The 24310-nt window shown below is 60.4% G+C and carries 21 protein-coding genes and 1 tRNA gene; 9 read left to right on the top strand and 13 right to left on the bottom strand.

Going from position 1 to position 24310, the window contains the following annotated elements:
* Nucleotides 1-60 precede the first annotated feature (60 nt).
* From ACFOGH_RS16675 to ACFOGH_RS16685, 3 genes are all read left to right on the top strand, one after another.
* Complete coding sequence (locus ACFOGH_RS16675; protein WP_380074293.1) at nucleotides 61-375, top strand: MocE family 2Fe-2S type ferredoxin; 315 nt, start codon at nucleotides 61-63, stop codon at nucleotides 373-375.
* Nucleotides 376-1173 (top strand): 3-methyl-2-oxobutanoate hydroxymethyltransferase, encoded by a 798-nt coding sequence (locus ACFOGH_RS16680; protein ID WP_380074294.1) that lies wholly within the window; start codon nucleotides 376-378, stop codon nucleotides 1171-1173.
* Between the two features lie 67 nt (nucleotides 1174-1240).
* Nucleotides 1241-1711 (top strand): hypothetical protein, encoded by a 471-nt coding sequence (locus tag ACFOGH_RS16685; RefSeq protein ID WP_380074295.1) that lies wholly within the window; start codon nucleotides 1241-1243, stop codon nucleotides 1709-1711.
* On the opposite strand, the gene ACFOGH_RS16690 is transcribed toward ACFOGH_RS16685, so the two are convergent.
* From ACFOGH_RS16690 to ACFOGH_RS16705, 4 genes are all read right to left on the bottom strand, one after another.
* Nucleotides 1712-1788, bottom strand: a tRNA-Arg gene (locus ACFOGH_RS16690).
* 31 nt (nucleotides 1789-1819) lie between these two features.
* Nucleotides 1820-2230, bottom strand: a complete 411-nt coding sequence (locus ACFOGH_RS16695; RefSeq protein WP_380074894.1) for a GNAT family N-acetyltransferase — start codon at nucleotides 2228-2230, stop codon at nucleotides 1820-1822.
* A 50-nt stretch (nucleotides 2231-2280) separates the two neighbouring features.
* Nucleotides 2281-3711, bottom strand: coding sequence for a hypothetical protein (locus ACFOGH_RS16700; protein ID WP_380074296.1), 1431 nt, complete (start codon nucleotides 3709-3711; stop codon nucleotides 2281-2283).
* A 64-nt stretch (nucleotides 3712-3775) separates the two neighbouring features.
* Nucleotides 3776-4087, bottom strand: a complete 312-nt coding sequence (locus ACFOGH_RS16705) for an ETC complex I subunit (protein WP_380074297.1) — start codon at nucleotides 4085-4087, stop codon at nucleotides 3776-3778.
* A 359-nt stretch (nucleotides 4088-4446) separates the two neighbouring features.
* On the opposite strand from ACFOGH_RS16705, the gene uvrB reads away from it, so the two are divergent.
* Nucleotides 4447-6627, top strand: a complete 2181-nt coding sequence (uvrB, locus tag ACFOGH_RS16710; RefSeq protein ID WP_380074298.1) for an excinuclease ABC subunit UvrB — start codon at nucleotides 4447-4449, stop codon at nucleotides 6625-6627.
* On the opposite strand, the gene ACFOGH_RS16715 is transcribed toward uvrB, so the two are convergent.
* Nucleotides 6628-6945, bottom strand: coding sequence for an antibiotic biosynthesis monooxygenase family protein (locus ACFOGH_RS16715; RefSeq protein WP_380074299.1), 318 nt, complete (start codon nucleotides 6943-6945; stop codon nucleotides 6628-6630).
* 108 nt (nucleotides 6946-7053) lie between these two features.
* On the opposite strand from ACFOGH_RS16715, the gene ACFOGH_RS16720 reads away from it, so the two are divergent.
* A complete protein-coding gene (locus ACFOGH_RS16720) occupies nucleotides 7054-7242 on the top strand; it encodes a hypothetical protein (protein ID WP_380074300.1) in 189 nt (62 codons plus the stop codon).
* Here ACFOGH_RS16720 and ACFOGH_RS16725 read toward each other — a convergent pair.
* Nucleotides 7220-7516, bottom strand: a complete 297-nt coding sequence (locus tag ACFOGH_RS16725) for a hypothetical protein (RefSeq protein ID WP_380074302.1) — start codon at nucleotides 7514-7516, stop codon at nucleotides 7220-7222. The genes ACFOGH_RS16720 and ACFOGH_RS16725 overlap by 23 nt on opposite strands.
* A gap of 127 nt (nucleotides 7517-7643) precedes the next feature.
* On the opposite strand from ACFOGH_RS16725, the gene ACFOGH_RS16730 reads away from it, so the two are divergent.
* Nucleotides 7644-7856, top strand: a complete 213-nt coding sequence (locus tag ACFOGH_RS16730; RefSeq protein ID WP_380074303.1) for a hypothetical protein — start codon at nucleotides 7644-7646, stop codon at nucleotides 7854-7856.
* A gap of 199 nt (nucleotides 7857-8055) precedes the next feature.
* Nucleotides 8056-8844 (top strand): HTH domain-containing protein, encoded by a 789-nt coding sequence (locus ACFOGH_RS16735; protein WP_380074304.1) that lies wholly within the window; start codon nucleotides 8056-8058, stop codon nucleotides 8842-8844.
* A 116-nt stretch (nucleotides 8845-8960) separates the two neighbouring features.
* Here ACFOGH_RS16735 and lepA read toward each other — a convergent pair whose 3' ends face one another.
* Nucleotides 8961-10760: a translation elongation factor 4 gene (lepA, locus tag ACFOGH_RS16740; protein ID WP_380074305.1), complete on the bottom strand. Its 1800-nt coding sequence runs from the start codon at nucleotides 10758-10760 to the stop codon at nucleotides 8961-8963.
* A 341-nt stretch (nucleotides 10761-11101) separates the two neighbouring features.
* On the opposite strand from lepA, the gene ACFOGH_RS16745 reads away from it, so the two are divergent.
* The gene (locus ACFOGH_RS16745; RefSeq protein ID WP_380074306.1) at nucleotides 11102-11413 is read left to right on the top strand and encodes a hypothetical protein; all 312 of its coding nucleotides are present in this window, start codon (nucleotides 11102-11104) and stop codon (nucleotides 11411-11413) included.
* A gap of 29 nt (nucleotides 11414-11442) precedes the next feature.
* Here the strand turns inward: ACFOGH_RS16745 and ACFOGH_RS16750 are convergent, their stop codons facing one another.
* The 5 genes from ACFOGH_RS16750 to rpmB form a co-directional block, all read right to left on the bottom strand.
* Nucleotides 11443-12099: a pyridoxamine 5'-phosphate oxidase family protein gene (locus tag ACFOGH_RS16750; RefSeq protein WP_380074307.1), complete on the bottom strand. Its 657-nt coding sequence runs from the start codon at nucleotides 12097-12099 to the stop codon at nucleotides 11443-11445.
* A 112-nt stretch (nucleotides 12100-12211) separates the two neighbouring features.
* A complete protein-coding gene (locus ACFOGH_RS16755) occupies nucleotides 12212-12763 on the bottom strand; it encodes a 2OG-Fe(II) oxygenase (RefSeq protein ID WP_380074308.1) in 552 nt (183 codons plus the stop codon).
* Nucleotides 12764-12812: 49 nt separating this feature from the next.
* A complete protein-coding gene (locus ACFOGH_RS16760; protein WP_380074309.1) occupies nucleotides 12813-13337 on the bottom strand; it encodes a copper chaperone PCu(A)C in 525 nt (174 codons plus the stop codon).
* 37 nt (nucleotides 13338-13374) lie between these two features.
* Complete coding sequence (locus tag ACFOGH_RS16765) at nucleotides 13375-13725, bottom strand: DUF2946 family protein (RefSeq protein ID WP_380074310.1); 351 nt, start codon at nucleotides 13723-13725, stop codon at nucleotides 13375-13377.
* A 129-nt stretch (nucleotides 13726-13854) separates the two neighbouring features.
* Nucleotides 13855-14142, bottom strand: a complete 288-nt coding sequence (gene rpmB / locus ACFOGH_RS16770; RefSeq protein WP_380074311.1) for a 50S ribosomal protein L28 — start codon at nucleotides 14140-14142, stop codon at nucleotides 13855-13857.
* Between the two features lie 394 nt (nucleotides 14143-14536).
* Here rpmB and ACFOGH_RS16775 point away from each other — a divergent pair, with 394 nt between their 5' ends.
* A complete protein-coding gene (locus ACFOGH_RS16775; protein WP_380074312.1) occupies nucleotides 14537-19561 on the top strand; it encodes a Hint domain-containing protein in 5025 nt (1674 codons plus the stop codon).
* A gap of 154 nt (nucleotides 19562-19715) precedes the next feature.
* Here the strand turns inward: ACFOGH_RS16775 and ACFOGH_RS16780 are convergent, their stop codons facing one another.
* A complete protein-coding gene (locus ACFOGH_RS16780; protein WP_380074314.1) occupies nucleotides 19716-24053 on the bottom strand; it encodes a beta strand repeat-containing protein in 4338 nt (1445 codons plus the stop codon).
* Nucleotides 24054-24310: the final 257 nt, after the last annotated feature.

Here is a 24310-nt window from a genome sequence, read left to right on the forward strand (position 1 = left end):
TGGCAGAGGGTTGACGAAGGGCGACGCCATAGCGCCTCCCCTGCTGCTGCGGAGTAAAGCATGACCCAATGGATTGACGCCTGCGCGACCGACGATATCGACGCCGAAGACCTGATCCGCTTTGATCATGGGGCGGCCACCTATGCGATCTATCACGCCCCGGATGGCCAGTTTTATGCCACGGCAGGCAAATGCACGCATGAGGATGTGCATCTGGCGGATGGGTTGGTGATGGATCATGTGATCGAATGCCCCAAGCACAACGGCCAGTTCGATTACCGCACAGGTGAGGCCAAGCGTGCGCCGGTCTGCGTGAACCTGAAAACCTACCCTGTGAAGGATGAGGGCGGTCGCGTCTTCATTCAGGTGGCTTGAATGTCGCGGCTGACGGTGAAGGATCTGCTGGATGCGCGCGGCAAGCATCAATTTGCCATGCTGCGGGTGGAAACTCTGGAAGAAGCCGAGGCTGCCGAAAAGGCTGGGGTGGAACTGTTGTCAATCCCGCCCGCGATGATCATGGATCGGCAGTTTCGCGATGCTGCCCCCACGGCTTTCGCGTTTCCGGGCGATAATTTTTACGAGATCGGCGATACGGCGGATTTTCTAAAATGGGCGTTTCCGCTGTATAAGGCCGGGGCGGATGGCTTTTATTGTTCAGGGTCGTTGCAGACGGTAAAGGCGATGGCGGATCATGGCTTGCCGGTCTGCGGCCATGTCGGCCTGATCCCGTCAAAGCGCACTTGGACCGGCGGCTTCAAGGCGGTGGGCAAGACCTTGGCCTCGGCGCAATTGGTATATCAGCAATGCCGCGCGCTCGAGGAAGCCGGGGCCTTTGCCGCCGAGATAGAGGTGGTGCCGCAGGCGATCACCGCTGCGATTGCCGCGAAAACCGGCTTGTTCCTGATCTCGATGGGCGCGGGGCCTGCGGGCCATGCGCAATATCTGTTCAGCGATGATGTGCTGGGCCAGAACACGGGCCACGTGCCGCGCCATGCCAAGCGCTATGCCGATTTCTCCCGTGAATACGCGCGGTTGCAGCAGATGCGGGTGGCCGCGATGACGGCCTATGTCGCGGATGTGCGCGATGGCAGCTACCCCGCGCCGCAGCATCTGGTGGAGAGTGACGCCGATGTGGTGGCACAGTTTTGTGATTGGCTGGCGCTGCAGGATTAGGTCAGGCTTGCGCAGAAACCAACGTGTGGCGGCGGAGTTTATGCCGCCTGTTTGACGGGAAACTGACATGACTATGCGCATCTGTCTGGCCTTGGCCGCTATCGTGTCCGGAACCGCTGCCGGGGCCGTCACGCCCGATTACACCGATGACCGCTCAACCCCGGTGGCGGTGGTGGCATCCCTGTATAACGCTTTGAACCGACAAGAGTATCTGCGCGCCTGGAGCTATTTTGGCGAAGGTGCCGTCACCGATTATGCCAGCTTTCGCGATGGCTATCAGGATACCACGACGGTCGATGTCGCCTATGGCGAGGTGCAATCCGACGGCGCTGCGGGCACGATCTACAGCACGGTGCCGGTCGCGATTGCAGCGCATCACAAAGATGGATCGGTGGCATTTTTCGCTGGGTGCTACACAGTGGCGCAAGTGCAACCAGCTGTTCAGGACACCCCACCGTTTCGCCCCATCGAAATCCGTCAGGGCCATCTGCGCCCCGCCAAATCCATGGACGTGCCATCGGATGCGTGCAGCGGGTAATGGCGACTCCGGAAGGACTTGAACCCTCAACCCCAGACTTAGAAGGTCCGTGCTCTATCCAGTTGAGCTACGGAGCCGCATTTAGCCTATTTGCGGCAGGATTGGCCGTTACGCAAGGCTGCGCGTCATGAAAACCGAATTCGGGTCTTCGCTGTAGCCCTCAAACGGTGGGCAGTCGGTGAAGCCTGCTTTGTAATACAAAGCGCGGGCAGCAACGAAGGTCGGCTGCACGCCGGTCTCAAGAGACAGGCGTTGCAGACCGGCGGATTTGGCTGCCGCCAGCAGATGATCCAGCATCGCCCGCGACAGGCCACGCCCGCGGGCTTCGGCCAGAACGTGCATGGATTTGATCTCGGCATGGGTCGCGTCAATGCGTTTGAACGCACCCATCGCCAAAGGTTTGCCACCGTCGCGCAGCACGAAGAAATCCACCGCAGGGATCGCCAGTTCCGAGGCATCCATCATGTGAATGCTCTCGGGCGGGGTATCGGCGTGCATATCTTCGGTATGGCGCTGCATCAGCAGCGCCAAATCCGCGCCCAGCGGGCTTTCCTTGGCAATGGTGATGCTCACTGTGCGCCCATCATATTGGTGCCGTTGACCAGGAAGCCGCCAGTTGCTGTGGATTCCAACTCCCACACCAAGGCGCCGTTTTCGCCGGGCTTGGCCATGCTTTCCGCCATTTTCAGCATCGGGGTGATCTGACCAGTCATCTCAGCCGGGCCCGCCGCTAGCGCCTGTTCGACGGCGGTCATGCCCGTGGCGGTGATGGTGGCTTTGCCGACCGGCATCGGAGTCGCGGGGCCCGCGCTGAACATGCCCTCATAAGTCACCGTGTACAGCGGCGAGGTGATGGTGCCCGGTGCCAGCGTGATATCCACCACACCTTCCGGCAGCAAAGCCGCAAGCAAGGCCTGATCCTGCTCGGGCGTGTTGGGTTTGGGGTTTGCCAGATCCATCGTTTCCAACAGGATCGCCGCCGGCGCCGCCAGATTGAACCGCGAGGCCTTGAAATCCAGCGTCAGCGACGTCGGCACCAGTTGCGCGGCCCATTCCGGCACCAAACCAGCGGGCAGGCTGAGACCGTTGATGCTGAATGCTTCGCGGAACAAACCATCGTCCACCACACCGTTCGCCTCAACATTGACACCCATATCCGTCATCGAAACGGCACCCATCGGCGTGTCAAACTTGACAGCTTTGATCGCGCTGGTGCTGGCAAGATGGTCAAACAGCGGCAAGCCATCCTTGATGATGCCCTTCAGCGTGTCCTGCTGCGCTGCGGCTGCCGCCGCATCGGGATTGGCCACGGCAAAGGCGATCAATTTGTAGAACGCATCCGGGCGCAGACCGGAAATGTCAGCGGTGCCCGACTGGGTTTCGGCGGTCAGCGTGATCGGCACGCCCATTTCCGGCACCATCATCGTCTGCGACAGGCCTATGGCCTCGTAAGTGCCCTTGCTGTCAACACCGCCATCGGCACCCTCTTCGGCGGTGCCCTCAAAGGTCATGCTGGCAAGGCTGTAAGACGTGTTGGTTTCGGATTTGGTGGTGGGGTCGATGATCTTTTCGCTCAGCGCCATATCAGTCAGCGTGGTGGTCGATGTGGTGAAGCTTTGCAGCGCCTCATCAAAGGTGCCGGTGCTTTTGTAGCTGGCAATCTTCACCGAGATATCGGCGGCACCGGGAACCGACAAGGTCAGGTCAAGCGGCTGATCCTGCTCCATCTCCCACGTGCCATCGCCGTTGTCGGTCAGGCTGAATTCAATCGGGGTGACGGTCGCCTTGACCTCTGCCGGGGCCTTGGCGATCAGCGGCGCGAAATCGAGGGTGACGTCGTAAACATCATCGCCCACCTCAACCGAGACGACGCCATCGGTCGCGCCCAGATAGGTTTGCAGCGTCGCGGTCAGGGCATCCGCACCTTCTTGCGTGGCTTCAGCGGCCGCCATCCCGGCGCACAGGCTGAGAGGAATCGCGATCAGGGATGTATAACGCATGGTGAAATCCTTGTTTTGGTTGAAAAAGGGGCCGCTTAAAACTTGCCCAAGATGAGCTTTCGCCTCAGTGCGTCCACACACCGCGACGGTCGGTTGCAAAATTCTCGCCATAGCCGCGCTGGCGGATCATCGGCTTGCGCTTTTGCGGCTCGATCACATCAAATTCGATCGCATTCGCGTTGGCATAGGCCTCGGCAGCCTCACGCGTGTCAAAGCGCAGCTTGACCTGCGCCTGCGTGTCCGAAGAACTGGTCCAGCCCATCAACGGATCCACCTCACGCGCCGAGGCGGGGGCGAATTCCAACACCCAGCCGGTGGTTTTCGCGGTGCCAGATTGCATGGCGGTTTTGGCGGGCTGATAGATGCGGGCGCGCATGAGGAAACTCCCTGTATGTTGCCACGTTTATTCCGAAATTGGCGGGGAAAGGCAAGGCAGAAGGCGCTGTCGATTGGTCGCGAGGGGTGTAAGTGGGGTGTGTGGTGCGACCAACCGACAGCTGAGTTTGCTGCTTGCCCATGCAATTTGCCGCAGCTTGCGGCCCAAGACAACTATAAAGTGCGCCTTTGATCTGCATTTTCGTTAAAATTGCATTTCATTCTTTCACCTTCGCACAACAAAGGTGAACAGAACCTTTCAAAATGCACGCTGCGCGACGCTTTCTGACCTCGCCCCCTTTCATGGGAACAAAAACGGAATAGATTGGTTTCCTCAGGGAATCGCATGAAGGATCGGTTGTGCCCCATAACAACATCAACGCCGTAACCGAACGCCCCGATGTGCTGACCCGCCCCAAGCTGGAAGGCGGGCGGCGGTTCGTGTTGAAAACCCAGTTTGAAGCTGCGGGCGATCAGCCGACGGCGATTGCCGCGCTGTCGCAGGGTGTGCTGGAAGGCGAGCATGATCAGGTTTTGCTGGGCGCAACTGGCACCGGCAAGACCTTTACCATGGCAAAGGTGATCGAAGAAACCCAGCGTCCGGCGATCATTCTGGCGCCCAACAAGACCTTGGCTGCGCAATTATACGGTGAATTCAAGACCTTCTTCCCCGACAACGCGGTGGAATACTTCGTTTCCTACTACGACTACTACCAGCCCGAGGCTTACGTCGCCCGCACCGATACCTTCATCGAGAAGGAATCGCAGATCAACGAACAGATCGACCGGATGCGCCACTCCGCCACCCGCGCGCTGCTGGAACGTGACGACGTGATCATCGTGGCCTCGGTGTCGTGCATCTACGGTATCGGCTCGGTCGAGACCTACTCGGCGATGACGCAGGATCTGGTCGTCGGCCAGCACTATGATCAGCGGCAGGTACTGGGCGAATTGGTGGCGCAGGCCTACAAGCGCAACGATCAGGCGTTTCAGCGCGGCAGCTTCCGCGTGCGCGGCGATTCTGTCGAGGTCTGGCCCGCTCACCTTGAAGACCGCGCCTGGCGGTTCTCATTCTTTGGCGAGGAGCTTGAGGCGATTGTCGAATTCGATCCGCTGACCGGCGCCAAGACCGACAGCTTCAAGCAAATCCGCATCTACGCCAACAGCCACTACGTCACCCCGCGCCCGACGATGCAGCAGGCGATCATCGGCATCAAGAAAGAGCTGCGTCAGACGCTTGATCTGATGGTGGCGCAGGGCAAACTGCTGGAAGCGCAGCGGCTGGAACAACGCACCTCGTTCGATCTGGAAATGCTGGAAGCCACCGGCGTTTGCAACGGCATCGAGAACTACTCGCGCTACCTGACGGGCCGCGCACCGGGCGAACCGCCGCCGACGCTGTTCGAGTTCATCCCCGACAATGCCATTGTTTTTGCAGACGAATCCCACGTCTCGGTGCCGCAGATCGGCGGCATGTATAAAGGCGACTTCCGGCGCAAGATGACCTTGGCAGAACACGGCTTCCGCCTGCCGTCCTGCATGGACAACCGCCCCCTGAAGTTTGAGGAATGGGACGCGATGCGCACGCAAACCGTGTTCGTCTCGGCCACCCCGGCGGCGTGGGAGATGGAGCAGACCGGCGGCGTGTTTGTCGAACAGGTGATCCGCCCCACCGGGCTGATCGACCCGCAGATCGAAATTCGCCCGGTGGATATGCAGGTCGATGACCTGCTTGACGAAATCCGCCGCGTTGCCGCTTTGGGCCTGCGGGTGCTGGTGACGACCCTCACCAAGCGCATGGCCGAGGATCTGACCGAGTATTTCCACGAACAAGGCATCCGCATCCGCTATATGCACAGCGACATCGACACCATCGAACGCATTGAAATCCTGCGCGATTTGCGGCTGGGGGCGTTCGATGTGCTGGTCGGCATCAACCTGTTGCGCGAGGGTCTGGATATCCCCGAATGCGGGCTGGTGGCGATCTTGGATGCCGACAAGGAAGGCTTCCTGCGCTCGGAAACCTCGCTGATCCAGACCATCGGGCGGGCCGCGCGCAACTCGGAAGGCCGGGTGATCATGTATGCCGACCGCATCACCGGCAGCATGGAGCGCGCGATTGGCGAGACCAACCGCCGACGCGAAAAACAGATGGCCTACAACACTTTGCACAGGATCACGCCGACCACGATCAAGAAGAACGTCGAGGATGTGCTGCTGGGCATTTACCAAGGCGACACCGATCAGGCGCGGGTGACGGCGAAGATCGACAAGCCGATGCTGGGCAATAACCTTGCCAGCCATCTGGATGCGTTGCGGCTGGCGATGCGCAAGGCCGCCGAGAATCTGGAGTTTGAAGAAGCCGCCCGCCTGCGCGATGAGGTCAAGCGGCTGGAAGCGGTCGAACTGACCATCGCCGACGACCCGTTGGCGCGGCAATCCGTGGTCGAGGAAGCCGTGGAAGAGGCCGTGAAAATGGCGGGCCGCTCAACCGCGGGGCGCGCCGGGATGCGGGGCGGCAAGGCGCGGCGGCGCAAGTGATCAGAACGCCGCGACCACCTCATACATCACCGGCTCGAACCCTTTGCACAGGGTGTTGATCTCACGGTTCCTCTCGCGCATTTCCGGGCTGCGCAGCATCGCCTGATAATCCTCGCGCCGCTGCCATTTCGAGTAATTGCACACCCGCGTCATCGCATCATTCATGTGCAGGCCCGCGCCGAGAAAGCCCGGCTGATGCCGGATGAATTCATCGTAAGCCGCTTGCAGCTTTTCCATCAGATCATGCGCGGTGGCGGGGGTCATCTCAAACGTGGTGATCACAGTCTGGCCGTGAAAACTGGCGGAGATTTCGGTCATGGCGGGCCTCCTTTTGTCTCAGGCTATGCCGTGGGGCCGAGTCGGGCAAGGGCTTGGCAGCGCAGGCATTTCGCTGCATTGTGCCAGCCAGTAACGAAAAGGCCGCGCATGAAAATCCTCGACCCGAATGATCCGTTCTTCAACAAGGCTTGGGTGCGTTGGGCAACCTGCATCCTGCCGCTGCTGTGGGGATTGGTCGAGTTTTACTTCGACAGTCCCGGCTGGGGGATCTTGTTTATGGTGGCGGGGGCTTACGCATTCTACAAGCTGATCCTTACCCGCGTGGACAACGGATAGAGCCGCGCATTTCGCCGCTATCCCCTTGCAAGCTGGCCTCATTCAGCTTGCACCCCGTCACCTCGGGGATCAGCGCGATCATCTGCGCCCGAATGTCGTCATGTTCGCCGCGTTTGGCATAGCCGAGGCGGATCACCTCGACCCGTCTGTCGGTGTAATAGACGGTGTATTGCCGACCGCCGCGGCTGACATCCACGCGCTTGGCATTGAAAAACTCTGGCGCGGGCTGGGCACCACAGGCGGCGAGGATCAGAAGGAGGATAAGGGCTTTCATCCCCACAACTTGCCGGGGATTGGTTAAGCTATGATTAACGGCGGAATTGCGCCGAGACATTTTGGCCGGGGAACGAAGCCGCGGGGGGCGCGTTAGCAGGCATCAGCCAATGTCACAGGAGGCTTCCATGACCATCAAATCCTACATCCTCGTCGGTATCGCCGCATTCGGCCTGTCCGGCTGCCTTGCCAGCGACGCCGAACGCGGCCTCGCCGGAGCCGCAGGCGGTGCGGTGATCGCAGGAGCCACCGGCGGAAATGCCGTGACGGGCGCAGTCATCGGCGGCGCAGGTGGCTATTTCTGCCGCGACCTGAACGTGCCGGGCTGCCGGAATAAGTGAGGGTTGGGGGAGGGGGCGGGCGAGTTGGCCTAGCCATTTCAAATAAAATCTAGGGTGGGCATTAGCCCACCCTTTTTGTTGTGTGGGTGAGGTTGCCCCTATAGCGACTAAATCGATGTTGTGCGTGCCGATATCTTTCCGTGACACTTGACATTAAAAGCGTAAAAATTCAAAGGTGTAGGGGCATCAGGAGGGTTGAATGCACGATACTCCGTGGAAAGAGGCTGCGTCGATTGTACTGGGGAAGTCAGTTCAATCGCTACATTATAAAACTATTGCTGAAGAAATTGAGAAGCAAAAGCTGCGCAAGACATTGGGTGCAACTCCTGCAAACACTGTTTTTGTTGTAATTAATAACTCAATTAAAAACGAGGGTGATGAAAGCCCGTTTATAAAAACAAGTCCGGGCATGTTTATGCTTAGAAGCGTTACTGTTGGCACCCCCGCTGTCCAAGAACCGCTCGAAACTGTTGAACTTGAGGTTGAGGAACGACCGGTTGTTAAATGCGTAGGAATGTATTGGAACGCTAACAAAGTTAGTTGGAAAACAAGACCGAAAATTCTTGGCCAACAACAGCAAGGAAGCAAGGAAATTGACTTCTGCGAGCAAATTGGCATCTACTTGCTATATGATCGCTCTCGCGTGATCTATGTGGGACGTTCGGTAGACAGACCTTTAGGACAGCGCCTCGCAGAGCACACAAAAGACCGCCTCAATGGCCGCTGGGATCGCTTTTCTTGGTTTGGATTGAGAGGCGTAGACGAAACTGGGAAGCTGACCGAGCCAGATTTTAATGCTACACAAGGCCAAATCATTGGCCTTATGGAAGCAATACTAATTGAAGCGCTTGAGCCTCCGCAAAATCGTAAACGCGGAGACGATTTCTCGGAAATTGAATATCTTCAAGCTGATGACAAGGAAATTTCGTCTAAAAAGAACAAAGCTATGCTTGAACTCTTCAAGCAACAGCTTGGGATGGAAGATTAAACTAAATTATGCAAGCGACTGGCCATTCAAAAACCGCCGCGCCCATCCTGCACTGTGTGGGCACGCGAATGGTTTCACCATTCTCTTTCGCCCACCCGCTTTGAAAAAGGACAGCCTTAGCTGTCCATTTTCAAAGCGCTAATAAACGCCTCCTGCGGAATCTCCACCTTGCCGAACTGACGCATCCGCTTTTTCCCGGCCTTCTGCTTCTCCAGCAGTTTCTTCTTCCGGCTGGCATCCCCGCCGTAGCACTTCGCCGTCACGTCTTTGCGCATGGCGGACAGGGTTTCGCGGGCAATCACCCGCGCGCCAATCGCCGCCTGGATCGGGATTTTGAACATGTGGCGGGGGATCAGGTCTTTGAGTTTCTCGACCATCGCCCGCCCGCGCGCCTCGGCCCGGTCGCGGTGGACCATCATCGACAGCGCGTCGACAGGTTCCTCGTTCACCAGAATCGACATTTTGACAAGGAAATCTTCGCGATACTCCGAGATCGTATAGTCAAACGAGGCATAGCCCTGCGTGACCGATTTCAGGCGGTCGTAGAAGTCGAACACCACCTCGGCCAAGGGCAGGTCGTAGACCACCATCGCGCGCGACCCGGCATAGGACAGATCCATCTGGATCCCGCGGCGGTCCTGACACAGCTTCAGCACGTCGCCGAGGTAATCGTCGGGGACCATGATCGTCGCCTTGATCCGGGGTTCCTCGATATGGTCGACATAGGTCAGGTCGGGCATGTCGGCGGGGTTGTGCAGGTCTTGCACGGTGCCGTCTTTCATGTGCAGTTTGAAGACCACCGAAGGCGCGGTGGTGATCAGGTCGATGTCATATTCGCGCTCCAGCCGGTCGCGGATGACTTCAAGGTGCAAAAGACCAAGGAAGCCGCAGCGGAAGCCAAAGCCGAGGGCGGCAGAGGTTTCCATCTCGGTGCTGAAAGAGGCGTCGTTCAGCGACAGCTTCTCAATCGCGTCGCGCAGGTTTTCGAATTCATTGGCATCGACGGGGAACAGGCCGCAGAACACCACCGGTTGCGCGGGTTTGAAGCCCGGCAGCGCCTCGGTGCAGCCCTTGCGTTCGTGGGTGATGGTGTCGCCGACGCGGGTGTCACGGACTTGTTTGATCGAGGCAGTGAAGATGCCGATCTCGCCCGGCCCAAGCTCGGCAATGTCACGCATTTCGGGTTTCAGCACGGCGAGTTTGTCGATGCCGTAAACCGCATTGGTTTGCATCATGCGGACGCGGTCGCCCTTTTTCATCACGCCGTCCATGATGCGGACCATGACGACCACGCCAAGGTAGGCATCATACCAGCTATCGACCAGCATCGCCTTCAGGGGCGCATCGCGGTCGCCTTTGGGGGGCGGCAGGCGGGTGACGATGGCTTCCAGCACCTCGGGGATACCCAGACCGGATTTGGCCGAGATCAGCACGGCATCAGAGGCATCAAGTCCGATCACGTCCTCGATCTGCTGGCGGATACGGTCAGGCTCGGCTGCCGGCAGGTCGATCTTGTTCAGAACGGGGACAATCTCATGCCCTGCGTCCAGCGCCTGATAGACGTTGGCCAGCGTTTGCGCCTCGACCCCTTGGGAGGCGTCCACGACCAGCAGCGATCCTTCGACGGCGCGCATCGAGCGACTGACTTCGTAGGCGAAGTCGACGTGTCCGGGGGTGTCGATCAGGTTCAGGATATAGGTCTTGCCATCCTTGGCCGGATATTCGATCCGCACCGTGTTGGCCTTGATGGTGATGCCGCGCTCGCGCTCGATATCCATGCTGTCCAGCATCTGCGCCTTCATGTCGCGTGCGGCGACCGTGCCCGTCATCTGGATAAGACGGTCGGCGAGGGTGGATTTGCCGTGGTCAATATGGGCCACGATGGAGAAATTGCGGATGAGATCAAGCTGGGTCATGCGCGCGATATAGCTTGGTTTGGCTGGGCCGTGAAGGGGCTTGTGGACGCGGGGGGTAGTCCCGAGCCGGGACCGGCATAAATTCCATGTTTTTCATATATATAGCATTGCTGATTTCGGTTTTGTTAACGGTTTGACGCTGCAATATCTGCGCATTTGCACGGCGCGCTGACGGACGGGGGGCTGTGCTGCCGGGCTGCGACCAGGGCACGCCACGCCGTAAGCGGATTTGCGCCTTGTGGCCGCGTTCTTGAAAAATCCTGCGTTTGACGCCATAGTGATTCCACATAATGATCCGCAGGTGAGGGAAACCCGGCTGCGGGCGGTAAAGGCAGAGCGACATGAAATCACTACTTCTGGCGGCCAGCGTGGCCGTGGTGCTTCCGGTTATGAGCAGTCTTGCCCATGCCGGGCCAATCGAGAATGCGTGCAACCGATCAGATCGCAAGGCGGCCAACCCGCAGCTTTGTGGCTGCATCCAACAGGTTGCCGACCAGACCCTGCGCGGCGCGGATCAGCGGCGGGCGGCGTCTTTCTTCAAAGACCCGGAAAAGGCGCATAAGGTCTGGATGTCAAAATCGCGCGGCGATGATGAGTTCTGGGATCGCTACAAGGCGTTCAGCGCCCAAGCACAGGCGTATTGCGGCGGTTGATTGGCTGCGCTTGGTTAGGTCGCCCCACCCTACCCGCCGAAACGATAGTTTTTGACATGGTCGGGCACGGTGATTTCCGGCGCCAGCGATGGATCGGCGATGGGCTGGCCCATCGTCAGCTGTATCGGCAAAATCCCGGCCCAGACCGGGGTTGCCAGATCCTCGGGCGGATCGGTCGGCATGCCGGTGCCGATCTTGGCGGAAGCCTCGGTCAGCGGCAGGGTCAGGATCGCGGTGGCTTTGAGTTCCTGCGCGGTCATCGGGCGCAACTGCTCCCAGCGGCCGGGGAACATCTGTTCCATCATCATGCGCAGGGCTTCGGCCTTCTCGGCAGGGTCGGTCAGGGCGCGGGCGGTGCCGAACACCATCACTGAGCGGAAATTGACCGAATGTTCCAGCCCTGAACGGGCCAACACCATGGCATCGGTCAAGGTGACGGTAACGCAGACCTGCGCATCGCTGGCGCTGCGTTGCGTGCGGCTGGCGGTAGAGCCGTGCCAGTAAATCTGATCGCCAATGCGCCATTGCAGCGTGGGGATCACCACCGGCGCACCATCCTTGACATAGCCGACATGGGCGACCGGCATCGCATCAAGGATCGCGTCAATGGTGGCCCGCTCGTAGGCGGCTTTCTCGTGCATCCGGCGGGCGCGGGTGCGGTCACTCGGGGCTTTAGCGGCGGTCATGATTTGCCTTTCTGAGTACCGGCAGTGCGGCTGTCGGCTGCGGGAGCGCGCCGCGCGGGAGTATTTACAGCCAAGATGAAATTGCTAGCAGGGCATCCTGGCGGGAGAAAGCCTAGCGAAACGCCGGGCCATGTGACCACAGCGTCAGCGACCAGCGGGTGCCCGCGGTGACGGGGGTGACGCGGTGCAGCACAAAGCTGGGAAAGATCGTGGCGGTGCCACGGGCGCGCGGGGCTTGGGTCACGTTGCTGTCGGGGCGCAGTTCCAGCGTGCCGCCTTCGTATGTGGCGGGATCGGAGAGTTGCACCACGATGGTCAGCTTGCGCTTGGCGGCCCATTGGCCCGCGCCGATGTCGCTGTGCCAGTCGAAATGGCCCGCACGTTCGGCGGTATAGCGCGCGACCTGCGGGCTTTCGCCGAAATCCGACAGGTCGAACTGAAACGCCTCGCGGTTGGCTTGCGCGGTGAGCGAAATCATGCGGTCCATCACCCAGGCGGCTTCGGGGATGTCGTCAAGCCAAGCGATCTCGGCGCGGCGGATGTCATGAGCGGTGGTGCCGCGCACAAGGCCCGCATCTTTCAGATGATGCGCCGCGATCAGGGTGATCAGATCATCGCATTGCTGCGGCGAGAGCGCGTTGGGGATCGAAAAATGCGGTGTCATGCTGGCCTTTGTGGGCGGGGATGCCTCCCCGCCCGAGGTTCGGTTGCGGTTAGTTGGCGGGGGCTTCCATCGTGCTGTGGTCCATCGTGCTATGGTCCATTCCCGGCATGTCTGCCATCGGATCGGCTGCCTCCTCGGGTTTGCGGGCGTTATCGACCGGGACATCGACCTTGACCTCGCCCGAGTGTTCGAAGGTCAGCGTCAGGTGGATGATATCGCCGTCTTTCAGATCCTGACGCAGCCCCATCAGCATGATGTGATCGCCGCCGCGTTTCAGAAAGCGGCTTTCCAGCGCGGGGATCTCAAACCCCTCGGGGACGGCAGACATGCTCATGACGCCGTTCGCATCGGCCTTGTGGGTGTGCATCTCGACCTTTTCGGCAACATCCGAGGCGACGCCGATCAGGCGGTCATCTGTATCGGCGTGGTTCATGATCTCAAGAAAGATCGCGCCGGTTTTGCCGATACCACCATTGGTGCGGGCATAGGGGTTTTCGATATGCACGCCTTGATGCGCGAAGGCCGGGGCGGCAATGAACAGGGCGAAAGCGGTGATAAGCGAATGAATACGCATGGGTTTTCCTTTGCGGTTGATCAGAGGGATGTGCGGATCAGGCAAAGGCGGGGGGATCGCGGGCGGATTGCGGCGGCGGGCTGATGCTGGCAACGATGGGCTGTGGCAGCAGATCGGGCGGGGCCGAGACGCCGGTGCGGCTGGCCAAAGCGAACAGGGTTGGCAGTAGCGCAGTGACGCTGACGGTGCAATCCGGGCAGCGATGCGGATGGGCGATGGGTTTGCCGGTGGCGTCAAGCGTAACGGTGGCAATGCCACTGCCAGCGGCGCTGTCCGAGCAGATCACCATCTGCTGCGCGCCCTGCATTTCGGCATGCATCACCGCCGCGCTGACCGATGTGGTCGCAAGGATAAGAGCAAGCAGAAGGGTGCAAAGCTGGCGGATCATGGCCTGCGTTTAACGCAAAGTGCCTGATGGTGGAAGGTGACAGTTTGTCAGCTTGCCCGTCGTCAGCCTTCCCAAACGCAAAAGCCCCGCCTTATCGGGCGGGGCCTTGCGCGAACAATGTCGAAAAGATCAAGCGGTGGCTTGTGCCTTGGCGATCTCTTTCTTGATTTTCAGCGCGTCGACCGACAGGTCTTCGTCTTTGGCTTTCGCCATGAACGCGTCCAGACCGCCACGGTGATCGACGGTGCGCAGCGCAGCAGCCGAGATCTTCAGCGAGAACGACTTGCCCAGAACGTCAGAGATCAGCGTGACCTGATTGAGGTTCGGCAGAAAGCGGCGACGGTTTTTGTTGTTGGCGTGGCTGACAGTGTTGCCAGACATCGGGCCTTTGCCAGAGAGTTCGCAGACGCGAGACATGGTCTATTTCCTTGTCAGTTTAAGACGAAAGGGCAGCCACCGCTCGGCAGCACCCGAATTTGATTTCGGGCATTTACGGGTAATCCGGCGGCGCGTCAAGCGTGCAAGCCGACAAAAGCCCGGCGAAACGCGCGAAGAACCGCGGGTTTGGGCGGAAAATGCCGCGAAAAATCACGCCGCGCCAGTGGGCTTTGCCGCCCTGCCCTGCCCGATTCTGTCACGCGCGACCAAGGCTTGGCACGCAAGATATGCCCAGCCGTCGCCGATTTATCACAAACCCCTGAGAAACTTCACGGAATCTGACAAATTATCGCCACAGTTTCGGCGTATTTGGCATAATTGGGACGCAAATAGATCCGGGCGTCAGATCCGGGCAAGCGAGCAGAGTAGTAAATTGGCAACCTATAATGGCACCTCGGGGAACGATTCCCTGGTTGGCTCGATTCTGTCCGATACCCTGAACGGGTATGGTGGCAATGATACGCTCTATGGCGGATCAAGCACGGATACGCTCTATGGCGGCGACGACAACGACTCGTTGTTTGGTGGCAGCAGCGGCGACAGGCTTTATGGCGGCAATGGCGACGACACGCTGGACGGCGGGTCGGGGTCTGACCTGCTTGACGGTGGCGCGGGAACCGATACTGCGGATTATGATGCCTCGACGCAGGCGGTTACGGTCAATCTGGCAACGGGTGCGGGCTCGGGCGGCGATGCCGGTGGTGATACGCTGGTGGGCATCGAGAATGTCCTCGGCTCGGACTATGCCGATACGTTGACCGGCGACGGCGGCAATAACGTGCTGTGGGGCGGCCTTGGCAACGACAGCCTGTCAGGCGGCGCGGGCAGTGACAGCCTTTATGGCGGCAACGGCAACGACATTCTGATCGGGGGCAGCGGCGCTGATCTGCTGGATGGCGGCGCGGGCGCGGATGATGTGGATTATTCGGCCTCAGGTTCGGCGATCAACGTCGATCTGGCGGCGGGCACGGGTCTGGGCGGCGACGCGCAGGGCGATGTGCTGGTGGGCATCGAGGACGTGATCGGCTCGGCCTATGCCGACACGATCAGCGGCTCGACGGCTGCCAACATGCTGTATGGCGCGGCTGGAGCGGACTGGCTGGATGGCGGCGCAGCCAATGACACGCTTTATGGCGGCAACGACAATGATACGCTGCTGGGCGGCGCGGGTGCCGACAGCCTGTTTGGCGGCGCAGGAATTGATACGGCCGATTACAGCACGGCAACGGCGGGCGTCGCAGCCAGCCTGACCACCAACACCGGCACGGCAGGCGATGCGGCGGGCGATACGTTCAACACCATCGAAAACCTTGCAGGCTCGGGCTTTAACGACACGCTGGTCGGCGATGGCAATGCCAACGCGCTGTATGGTGCCGCAGGCGCCGACAGCCTTTCAGGCATGGCGGGTGTCGACAGCCTCTATGGCGGCGACGGCAGTGATACCCTGAACGGCGGTGCCGGGTCTGACGTTCTGGACGGCGGGCTTGGCATTGATACGGTGGATTATTCCACCGCGACCGCAGCAGTCACGATCAATCTGGCCACCAATGTCAACCTGGGCAACGACGCGGCTGGCGACAGCCTGACCAGCATCGAGGCAGTGATTGGCTCGGCCTTTAATGACAACCTGACCGGCGACGCGGGCGACAACTCGCTGTTTGGCGGCGCGGGCAACGACACGTTGATCGGCGGTGGCGGGGCCGATCTGCTGGACGGCGGCACTGGCACCGCCGATGTGGTCGATTACACGGCTTCGGGCGCTGGCATCACCATCAACCTTGCACTTGGCACCGCCACGGGCGGCGATGCCACGGGCGATACGCTGGTGGGGATCGAGAACATCATCGGCTCGGCCCTTGCCGATGCGATCACAGGCGATGCCGGGTCGAATGTGTTCTACGGCGCGGCGGGGTCTGACACGCTGGATGGCGGTGCAGGCAACGATTCGCTTTACGGCGGCGCGGATAATGACACGCTGGTTGGCGGCTTGGGCAATGATCTGCTCGACGGCGGCAGCGGCATTGACAACGCCGACTATTCCGCCGCCGCGGCGGCAGTCGCCGTCAGCCTGACCACGGGCACCGGCACCGCAGGCGAAGCAGCGGGCGATGTGCTGACCGGGATCGAAAATCTGCTCGGCTCGGCCTTCAACGATACCCTGACCGGCGACGGCAACGCCAATGCACTCTATGGCGGCCTTGGCAATGACAGCCTGAGCGGCATGGCGGGCGTCGACAGCCTTTATGGCGGCGACGGCAATGACACGCTCAGCGGCGGCGCGGGCGGTGATCTGATCGACGGCGGTGCGGGGATTGATACCGCAGATTACTCCAGCTCGGCGACAGGGGTGACGATCAATCTGGCCACCGGGGTTGAAACCGGCGGCGATGCCGCAGGCGATACGCTGGTAGGGATCGAAAACATCACCGGCTCGGGTGCGGCCGACAGCCTGACCGGCGATGCCGGGGCCAACGTGCTGGACGGTGGCGCGGGCAATGACACGATCGCAGGCGGCGCGGGGGCCGATACGCTGATCGGCGGCTCTGGCATAGATACGGCGGATTACTCGGCCTCGGGTGCTGCGGTGGCGATTTCGCTGGCCGCGGGCACGGCCTCGGGCGGCGATGCCACCGGCGATAGCTTGAGCGGGTTCGAAAACCTGATCGGCTCGGCCTACAACGACACGCTGATCGGCGATGCGGCGGCGAATGCGCTGACCGGGGCCGACGGCAACGATATGCTTTACGGCGCGGCAGGCGTCGACAGCCTCTATGGCGGCAGCGGCAATGACACGCTGTTTGGCGGCGCAGGCAACGACAGCCTGGATGGCGGCGCGGGCATTGATACCGCCGATTACAGCGCCTCGACCGCAGCGGTGAACGTCAACCTGAACGGCGGCGCGAATACCGGCGGCGATGCTGCGGGCGATACGCTGGTGGGCATCGAAAACCTCGTCGGCTCGGCCTTTGCCGATGTGCTGACCGGCAATGCGGGCAACAACTATCTGTGGGGCGGCGCGGGCGTTGACAGCCTCTATGCCGGCGACGGCGACGATACGCTATCGGGCGGGGCTGGTGCCGATATCCTGAACGGCGGCGCCGGGATGGACTTTGTCGATTACTCGACCAGCAATGCCGCGGTCTCGATCAACCTGACCACCTGGACCGCGCTTTATGGCGATGCGCAGGGCGATCAGCTGACAGGGGTCGATGGCGTCATCGGCTCGGCCTTCAATGATACCATCATCGGCTTTGATGAGGTCGGGCTGTCGGGTGACGTATTCACCAACATTTTCTACGGCGGCACGGGCGACGACTATCTCGACGGCAGGGGCAGCAACGACATCCTGTTCGGCGGGGCGGACAACGACTCGGTCTATGGCGGCACGGGCGATGACACCAGCTATGGCGGCACCGGCAATGACGCAATCTATGCCGGCGACGGCAACGACAGCTCGTTCGGCGACGAAGGCAACGATCTGGTCTATGGCGGCGCTGGCAATGACACCTCGGATGGCGGTGACGGCAACGACACGGTCTACGGCGACGCGGGCGAAGACGTGGTCAGCGGCGGCGCAGGCAATGATCTCGCCTATGGTGGCGACGGCAACGACAGCGTGGACGGCGGCGACGGCGACGACAGCGTCTCGGGCGATGCGGGCAATGACAGCGTCTATGGCGGCGCGGGCAATGACAGCGTTTACGGCGGTGTCGGCAATGACAGCGTGTTCGGGGGCAGCGGCAATGACGCAGCCTATGGCGGCGATGGCGCGGACAGTGTTGACGGTGGCGACGGCAACGACAGCGTTTACGGCGATCTCGGCAATGACACCGTGCTGGGCGGCGCAGGCAATGATGCGGTTTACGGGGGTGACGGCAACGACAGTGTTGACGGCGGCATCGGTGACGACTCGGCTTTTGGAGGCGCGGGCAACGATCTGGTCTATGGCGGCGACGGCAATGACAGTGTCGACGGCGGCGTAGGCGAGGATTCTGTTTTTGGCGGCGCAGGCAATGATGCGGTCTATGGCGGCGATGGCAACGACAGTGTTGACGGCGGCATCGGTGACGACTCAGCCTTTGGCGGTGCGGGCAACGATCTGGTCTACGGCGGTGCAGGCAATGACACGCTGGACGGCGGCACCGGAAACGATCAGGTCTACGGCGGCGATGGCAATGACAGTGTCGATGGCGGCGATGGCAACGACAGCGTTTATGGCGATCAGGGCAATGACACCGTCTTGGGTGGCGCTGGCAATGACACGGTCTATGGCGGTGACGGCAACGACAACGCCGATGGCGGCACGGGCGACGATCAGGTCTATGGCGGCGCGGGCAATGACATTGTCTCGGGCGGTGATGGCAATGATCTGGTCGATGGTGGCACCGGCAATGACAGCCTGTTCGGCGGCGCGGGCCTTGACACGCTGCAAGGCGGCGATGGCAATGACAGTCTGGATGGCGGCGCAGGCAACGATCTGCTCTATGGCGGCACAGGCGCCGACACGCTGTCGGGCGGCGACGGCAATGATGCGCTTTACGGCGGTGACGGCAGTGATGTGCTGTTTGGCGGTGCGGGGGCTGATACGCTGGTCGGCGGGATCGGAGCAGACACGATCTATGCCGGTGCGGGCGATGTGGTCGACGGTGGCACCAGCGGCAGCGATTGGGACGTGCTGGATCTGACCGGCCAAGCACCGTTCAAGATCATCCGCGATCCCCTGAACCCGCTGAACGGCACGGTGAATTTCTTCGATGGCAGCGGCAATCTGATCGGCACGCTGACCTATACCAACATCGAAAACATCGTATCCTGCTTCACGCCGGGAACGATGATCGCAACGCCTATCGGGGAAATCGCGGTCGAAGACTTGCGGGTTGGCGATATGGTCGCCACCCGTGACAACGGCATGCAGCAAATCCGCTGGATCGGGTCACGCCGGATCACCCGTGCGGAATTGCGCGCCGATGAAAGCCTGCGACCGATCCTGATCCGCGCCGGGGCCTTGGGGCACGGCTTGCCGGAGACCGACATGATGGTCTCGCGCCAGCACCGCATGTTGCTCAGCGGCCCGCGCGCCGAGTTGCTGTTCGGCAGCGATGAGGTTCTGGTGCGTGCGCAGCATCTGCTGTGCCTGCCCGGCGTCTCGGTGGCAGAAGTCGATGCCGTGACCTATCTGCACATCCTGTTTGACCGTCACGAGGTGATCTTGGCAGACGGCGCCTGGAGCGAAAGCTTCCAGCCCGGCGATCGCACCATGGGCGGCATGGAAACGGCCCAGCGCGAAGAAATCTACAAGATCTTCCCCGAACTGGCCAAGGAGGGAGAGCTTGCCCGCTTCGAGGCAGCACGCCCGACGCTGAAATCCTTTGAGGCAAGGGTGCTTCTGGCGGCCTGATCCTGCCATGCCACGCATACATAAACGCCGCAGCCGGAAGGTCTGCGGCGTTTTGCTGTGCGCAGTGGCCGACTGATCGCCATTCGCGATCACAAATGCCCATGGGGCCAGCCAACAGATCGGCCAGCCCCATGGTTTTGAATTATTTTTCCGATCAGGAGAACAAGAAGTCCCCGCCCGAAATCTGCGCATCATCAGTCAGACCCGTGATACGGATGGTCAGGTCAGTCGCACCGTTGCCGTCAAAGTCCAGTTGCAGCGCACCGGCGATAAAGCGCGCTTCGGTATTCGACGTGCCCGAGAAGGCCGCATCACCGATATAGGCAAAAGTGCCCGTCAACAGACCCACGAACTCCAGCAGATCGCCCTCGGCCGCCCCGCCATCAACAGAGTTGAAATCCGAGATCGTCGCTTGCGAAGTCGATGCCGATGCGAACACAAAGTGATCCGCCCCGGTGCCGCCGATCAGCACATCCGCGCCGCTGCCACCAGTCAGGGTGTCATCCCCTGCCATGCCATTCAGCACGTTCTTGCCCGAGTTGCCGGTCAGCACGTTGTTCAACTCGTTGCCGGTGCCGTTCACCCCGAAGCTGCCCGACAGGGTCAGGTTCTCAAAGTTCGCGCCCAGCACGTGATTGACCGACGAACGCACCAGATCAGTGCCACCGTTCAGGCCCTCGCTGACAACATCATTCAGGCTGTCGATGATGAACGTGTCATCGCCCAAACCGCCCGACATGCTGTCAGAACCAGCGCCGCCATCCAGCGTGTCATTGCCCGCACCACCATCCAGCGTATCGTTGCCGCCGCTGGCCGACAGCAGGTTGTTGCCTGCGTTGCCGATCAGAATGTTGGCCGACGAGTTGCCGGTGGCATTGATGTTGTCAGTGCCGGTCAGCGTGAGGTTTTCGACCGGCGACAGGATAGAGTAGCTGACCGAAGCATAGACCGTGTCGATGCCTTGGTTGGTCAGTTCGTTGACGCGATCCGAAGCGCTGTCCACGATGTAGCTGTCGTCACCAATACCGCCGGCCATAGTGTCGTTGCCGGTGCCACCATCAATCGTATCGTTCCCGCCGCCGCCGATGATGCTGTCATTGCCAGCCATACCCGACAGATAGTTGTCTTGGGCATTGCCGAGGATGACGTTGGCGTTCAGGTTGCCAGTGCCGTTGATCGAAGCGGTGCCATTCAAGGTCAGGTTTTCCAGCGCGTCAGCCAGCGTGTAGTTGACTGACGAGAACACGGTATCCGCACCTTGGTTGGCCAGTTCTACGACCACATCGTTCAGCGAGTCGACGTAGTAGGTGTCGTTGCCGAAGCCACCAATCAGCGAGTCATCGCCGGTGCCGCCGTTCAACGTGTCAGCGCCCGAGCCGCCATCCAGGGTATCGTTGCCACCCAAGCCGTTCAGGTTGTTGGAACCCAGATTGCCCGTCATCACGTTGTTGCTGGCGTTTCCAACACCCGACAAGCCCGAGGACCCGGTGAGTATCAGATTTTCCAAGTTCGCCGCCAGAGACCAGTTCACCGAACTGCTGACCGTATCAACCCCGTTGTTTGCGCCTTCGATAATCGAGTCATTGAGCGAGTTGACGAAGTAAAGATCATCGCCCATGCCACCATAAAGTACATCGTTACCGCTGGCCCCGGTAGCACCGCCGTCTAGTGTATCGTTGCCGGCGCCGCCATAGACGGTGTCATTGCCCGATTCACCCGACAGAACGTTGTTCCCGGTGTTGCCGGTGACAATGTTGCCAAGGTTGTTGCCATGGCCTTCAAGGTTGCCGCTGCCAAGCAGGTTCAGGTTCTCGGTGTAAGACGACAAGGTCCAGTTGATGCTGGTATCCACAGTGTCGATGCCGCCGGTGCTGGTCTCGAAGGTGTTGTCATTGAGGCTGTCGACGATAAAGCGATCGTTGCCGTCACCGCCGGTCATCGAGTCGTTGCCGGTGCCGCCATCCAACGTGTCATTGCCTGCACCGCCGAACAGGGCGTCATTGCCCGCCATACCCGACAACAGGTTAGCGCCAGTGTTGCCCGTCAGAACGTTTGCCATCGCGTTACCAGTGCCCGACAACCCCGAGGTGCCCAGCAAAGTCAGGTTTTCAAAGTTGTTGAGCAGGGTGTAGCTGAAGGCCGTCTGCACCGTATCGATGCCTTCATTCAGGTTTTCGACCACGACATCATTGGCGCTATCCAGAATGAAGATGTCATTGCCAATGCCACCGATCATGATGTCGTTGCCAGCACCGCCGTCCAACGTATCGCCGCCTGCACCGCCGTCGAGGGTGTCATTGCCCGCCATCCCTTGCAGCAGGTTCTGCCCGCCGTTGCCAGTGATGCTGTTGGCAGAAGCGTTGCCCGTTGCATTGATGCTGGAGGCACCGTTCTGCACCAGGTTCTCAATATTGTCGCTCATCGTCCAGGTTGCCCCGGCGATCACGGTATCGGTGCCTTCGTTCAGGAATTCGGTGACGACATCTGCGGTGGCATTGATGGTGTAGGTATCGTTGCCCACGCCGCCTGCGACCACATCGTTGCCGATGCCGCCGTCCAGGCTGTCATTGCCCGCACCGCCGTAAAGCGTGTCGTTGCCGGTGCCGCCGGTCATCGCGTTGTTACCGATGTTGCCGGTCATGATGTTGTCAGAGGTGTTACCAGTCGCATTGATATTGGCGCTGCCCGACAGGATCAGGTTTTCAACATAGCGATCCATCGTGACAGTGACCGAGCTTTCCACGGTGTCAATGCCGCCATCGGCCAGTTCGAAAATCTCGTCACCCGAGCTGTCAACGTAGAAATAGTCGTTGCCGGTGCCGCCATACATGTCGTCCGATCCGGTGCCGCCGTTCAGCGTGTCATTGCCAGCGTTGCCGATCAGCGTGTCGTTGCCTTCCATGCCGGAAAGCAAGTTGTTACCAGCGTTGCCGGTCATCAGGTTGGCAACAGTGTTGCCGATACCGTTGATGTTGCCAACATCGTCCAGCAACAGGTTTTCAAAGTTTGCCGCCAGCGTCCAGTTGACGGTGGTCTGAACGGTGTCAGTGCCTTCGTTGGCCAATTCGACCAGCACGTCATTCAGGCTATCCACCTGATAGATATCGCTGCCCTTGCCGCCGATCAGGCTGTCGTTGCCGGTGCCGCCATCCAGCACGTCGCCGCCATCCATACCGTAAATGGTGTCATTGCCAGCCATACCGCGCAGAATGTTCTTGCCCATCGTGCCGGGGCTGCTGTCGCCGCTGTTGCCGATCAGGATGTTGTTCAACTCGTTGCCGGTGCCGTTGATGTCCAGCGAGCCGACCAGAGTCAGGCGCTCCAGGTTGGCACCCAAGGTAAAGTCCACCGAGGACGTGACCAGATCATTGCCTTCGTTGGTCAGTTCGGTGATCACCTCGGCCGACGAGCCGACCACATACGAGTCGTCCCCGGCGCCACCGATCATGGTGTCATTCTCGCCGCCGCCATCCAGCAAGTCATTGCCAGCGCCACCAGTCAGCACGTTGACGAAAGCATCGCCCGTCAAAGTATCGTTAAAGGCCGAACCGATCAGGTTCTGAATGCCGAACAGACGGTCGCCTTGCGCATCACCACCCGAACCCGTCGCGCCTGAAACAACAGAAACCGCAACACCTGCCGACGAAGCCGAATAGTCTGCGGTGTCAACGCCCGCACCGCCGTCCAGCGTGTCAGCGCCCGCGCCACCCGTCAGCACGTTGTCATTTGCATCACCAGTCAGGCTGTCAGCACCAGCCGAACCGATGATGTTCTCGAAGTTGAGCAGAATGTCGCCCTCGGCATCGCCGCCGGTGTTCACACCGCTCTGCAAGTTGACGGTCACGCCCGAGGCAGAGGTCGAATAATCAACCGTATCAATGCCCGCGCCGCCATCAAGGCTGTCGTTCAGCGCGCCGCCCGCGATCACGTTGTTGTTCGTATCGCCAATGATGGTGTCGCTGAAGTTCGAACCGATGACGTTTTCGATCCCAACCAGCGTGTCCGAACCTTCGCCGCCCGTGGCAAGGCCCGTCGTCAGGTTGACGCTGACAGCCGCAGTGGCCGCGGCATAGCTGACGGTGTCAATATTGGCGCCGCCGTCGATGCGGTCGTTGCCCGTGCCGCCAACCAGCGTGTCGTTGCCTGCACCGCCGTAGAGGCTGTCGTTACCTGCGCCGCCGCTCAGCACGTTCGCGCCAGTGTCGCCGGTCAGGGTATCGGCCTGACCCGAGCCGATCAGGTTTTCAATCGAGATATAGGTGTCGCCCTGGGCATCGCCGCCCGTGCCGGTCAGAGTGGTCAGGTTGGCATTCACCCCAGCCGAGCTGGAGGCGTAGCTTGCGGTGTCAGTGCCGGTGCCGCCGTCCAGCAGGTCAGCCCCGCCAAGACCGATCAGCGTATCGTTGCCTGCAAGGCCAGTGAGGGTATCGTTGATCGTACCCGCCGCAGCCGTAACGGTATCATTTCCACTTCCGCCGGTAAAAGTCGCCATGCTTGTATCTCCTAAGGTTCGGGCCGCCGGAATGCCGGGGACAATGCGTCATTGCCGAAAGAGATAGGTGAGACTTCGGGCTTAATTTGGACAGCGGCGCAGGCAAAAACTGCGAATTGCAGCAAAATGGCGGCAGTTTGTGGCAAAATTCGCCATCGCAAATTTACGAAACTTATTTGTAATCATATAGTTACGCCAAAAATCTGCGCCAGCAATCGCACCAGCTTCGCCGCAATCTCAACCTTCGACGCTGGTTA

The organism is Cypionkella sinensis (assembly GCF_042646385.1).
Lineage (GTDB): Bacteria > Pseudomonadota > Alphaproteobacteria > Rhodobacterales > Rhodobacteraceae > Cypionkella > Cypionkella sinensis.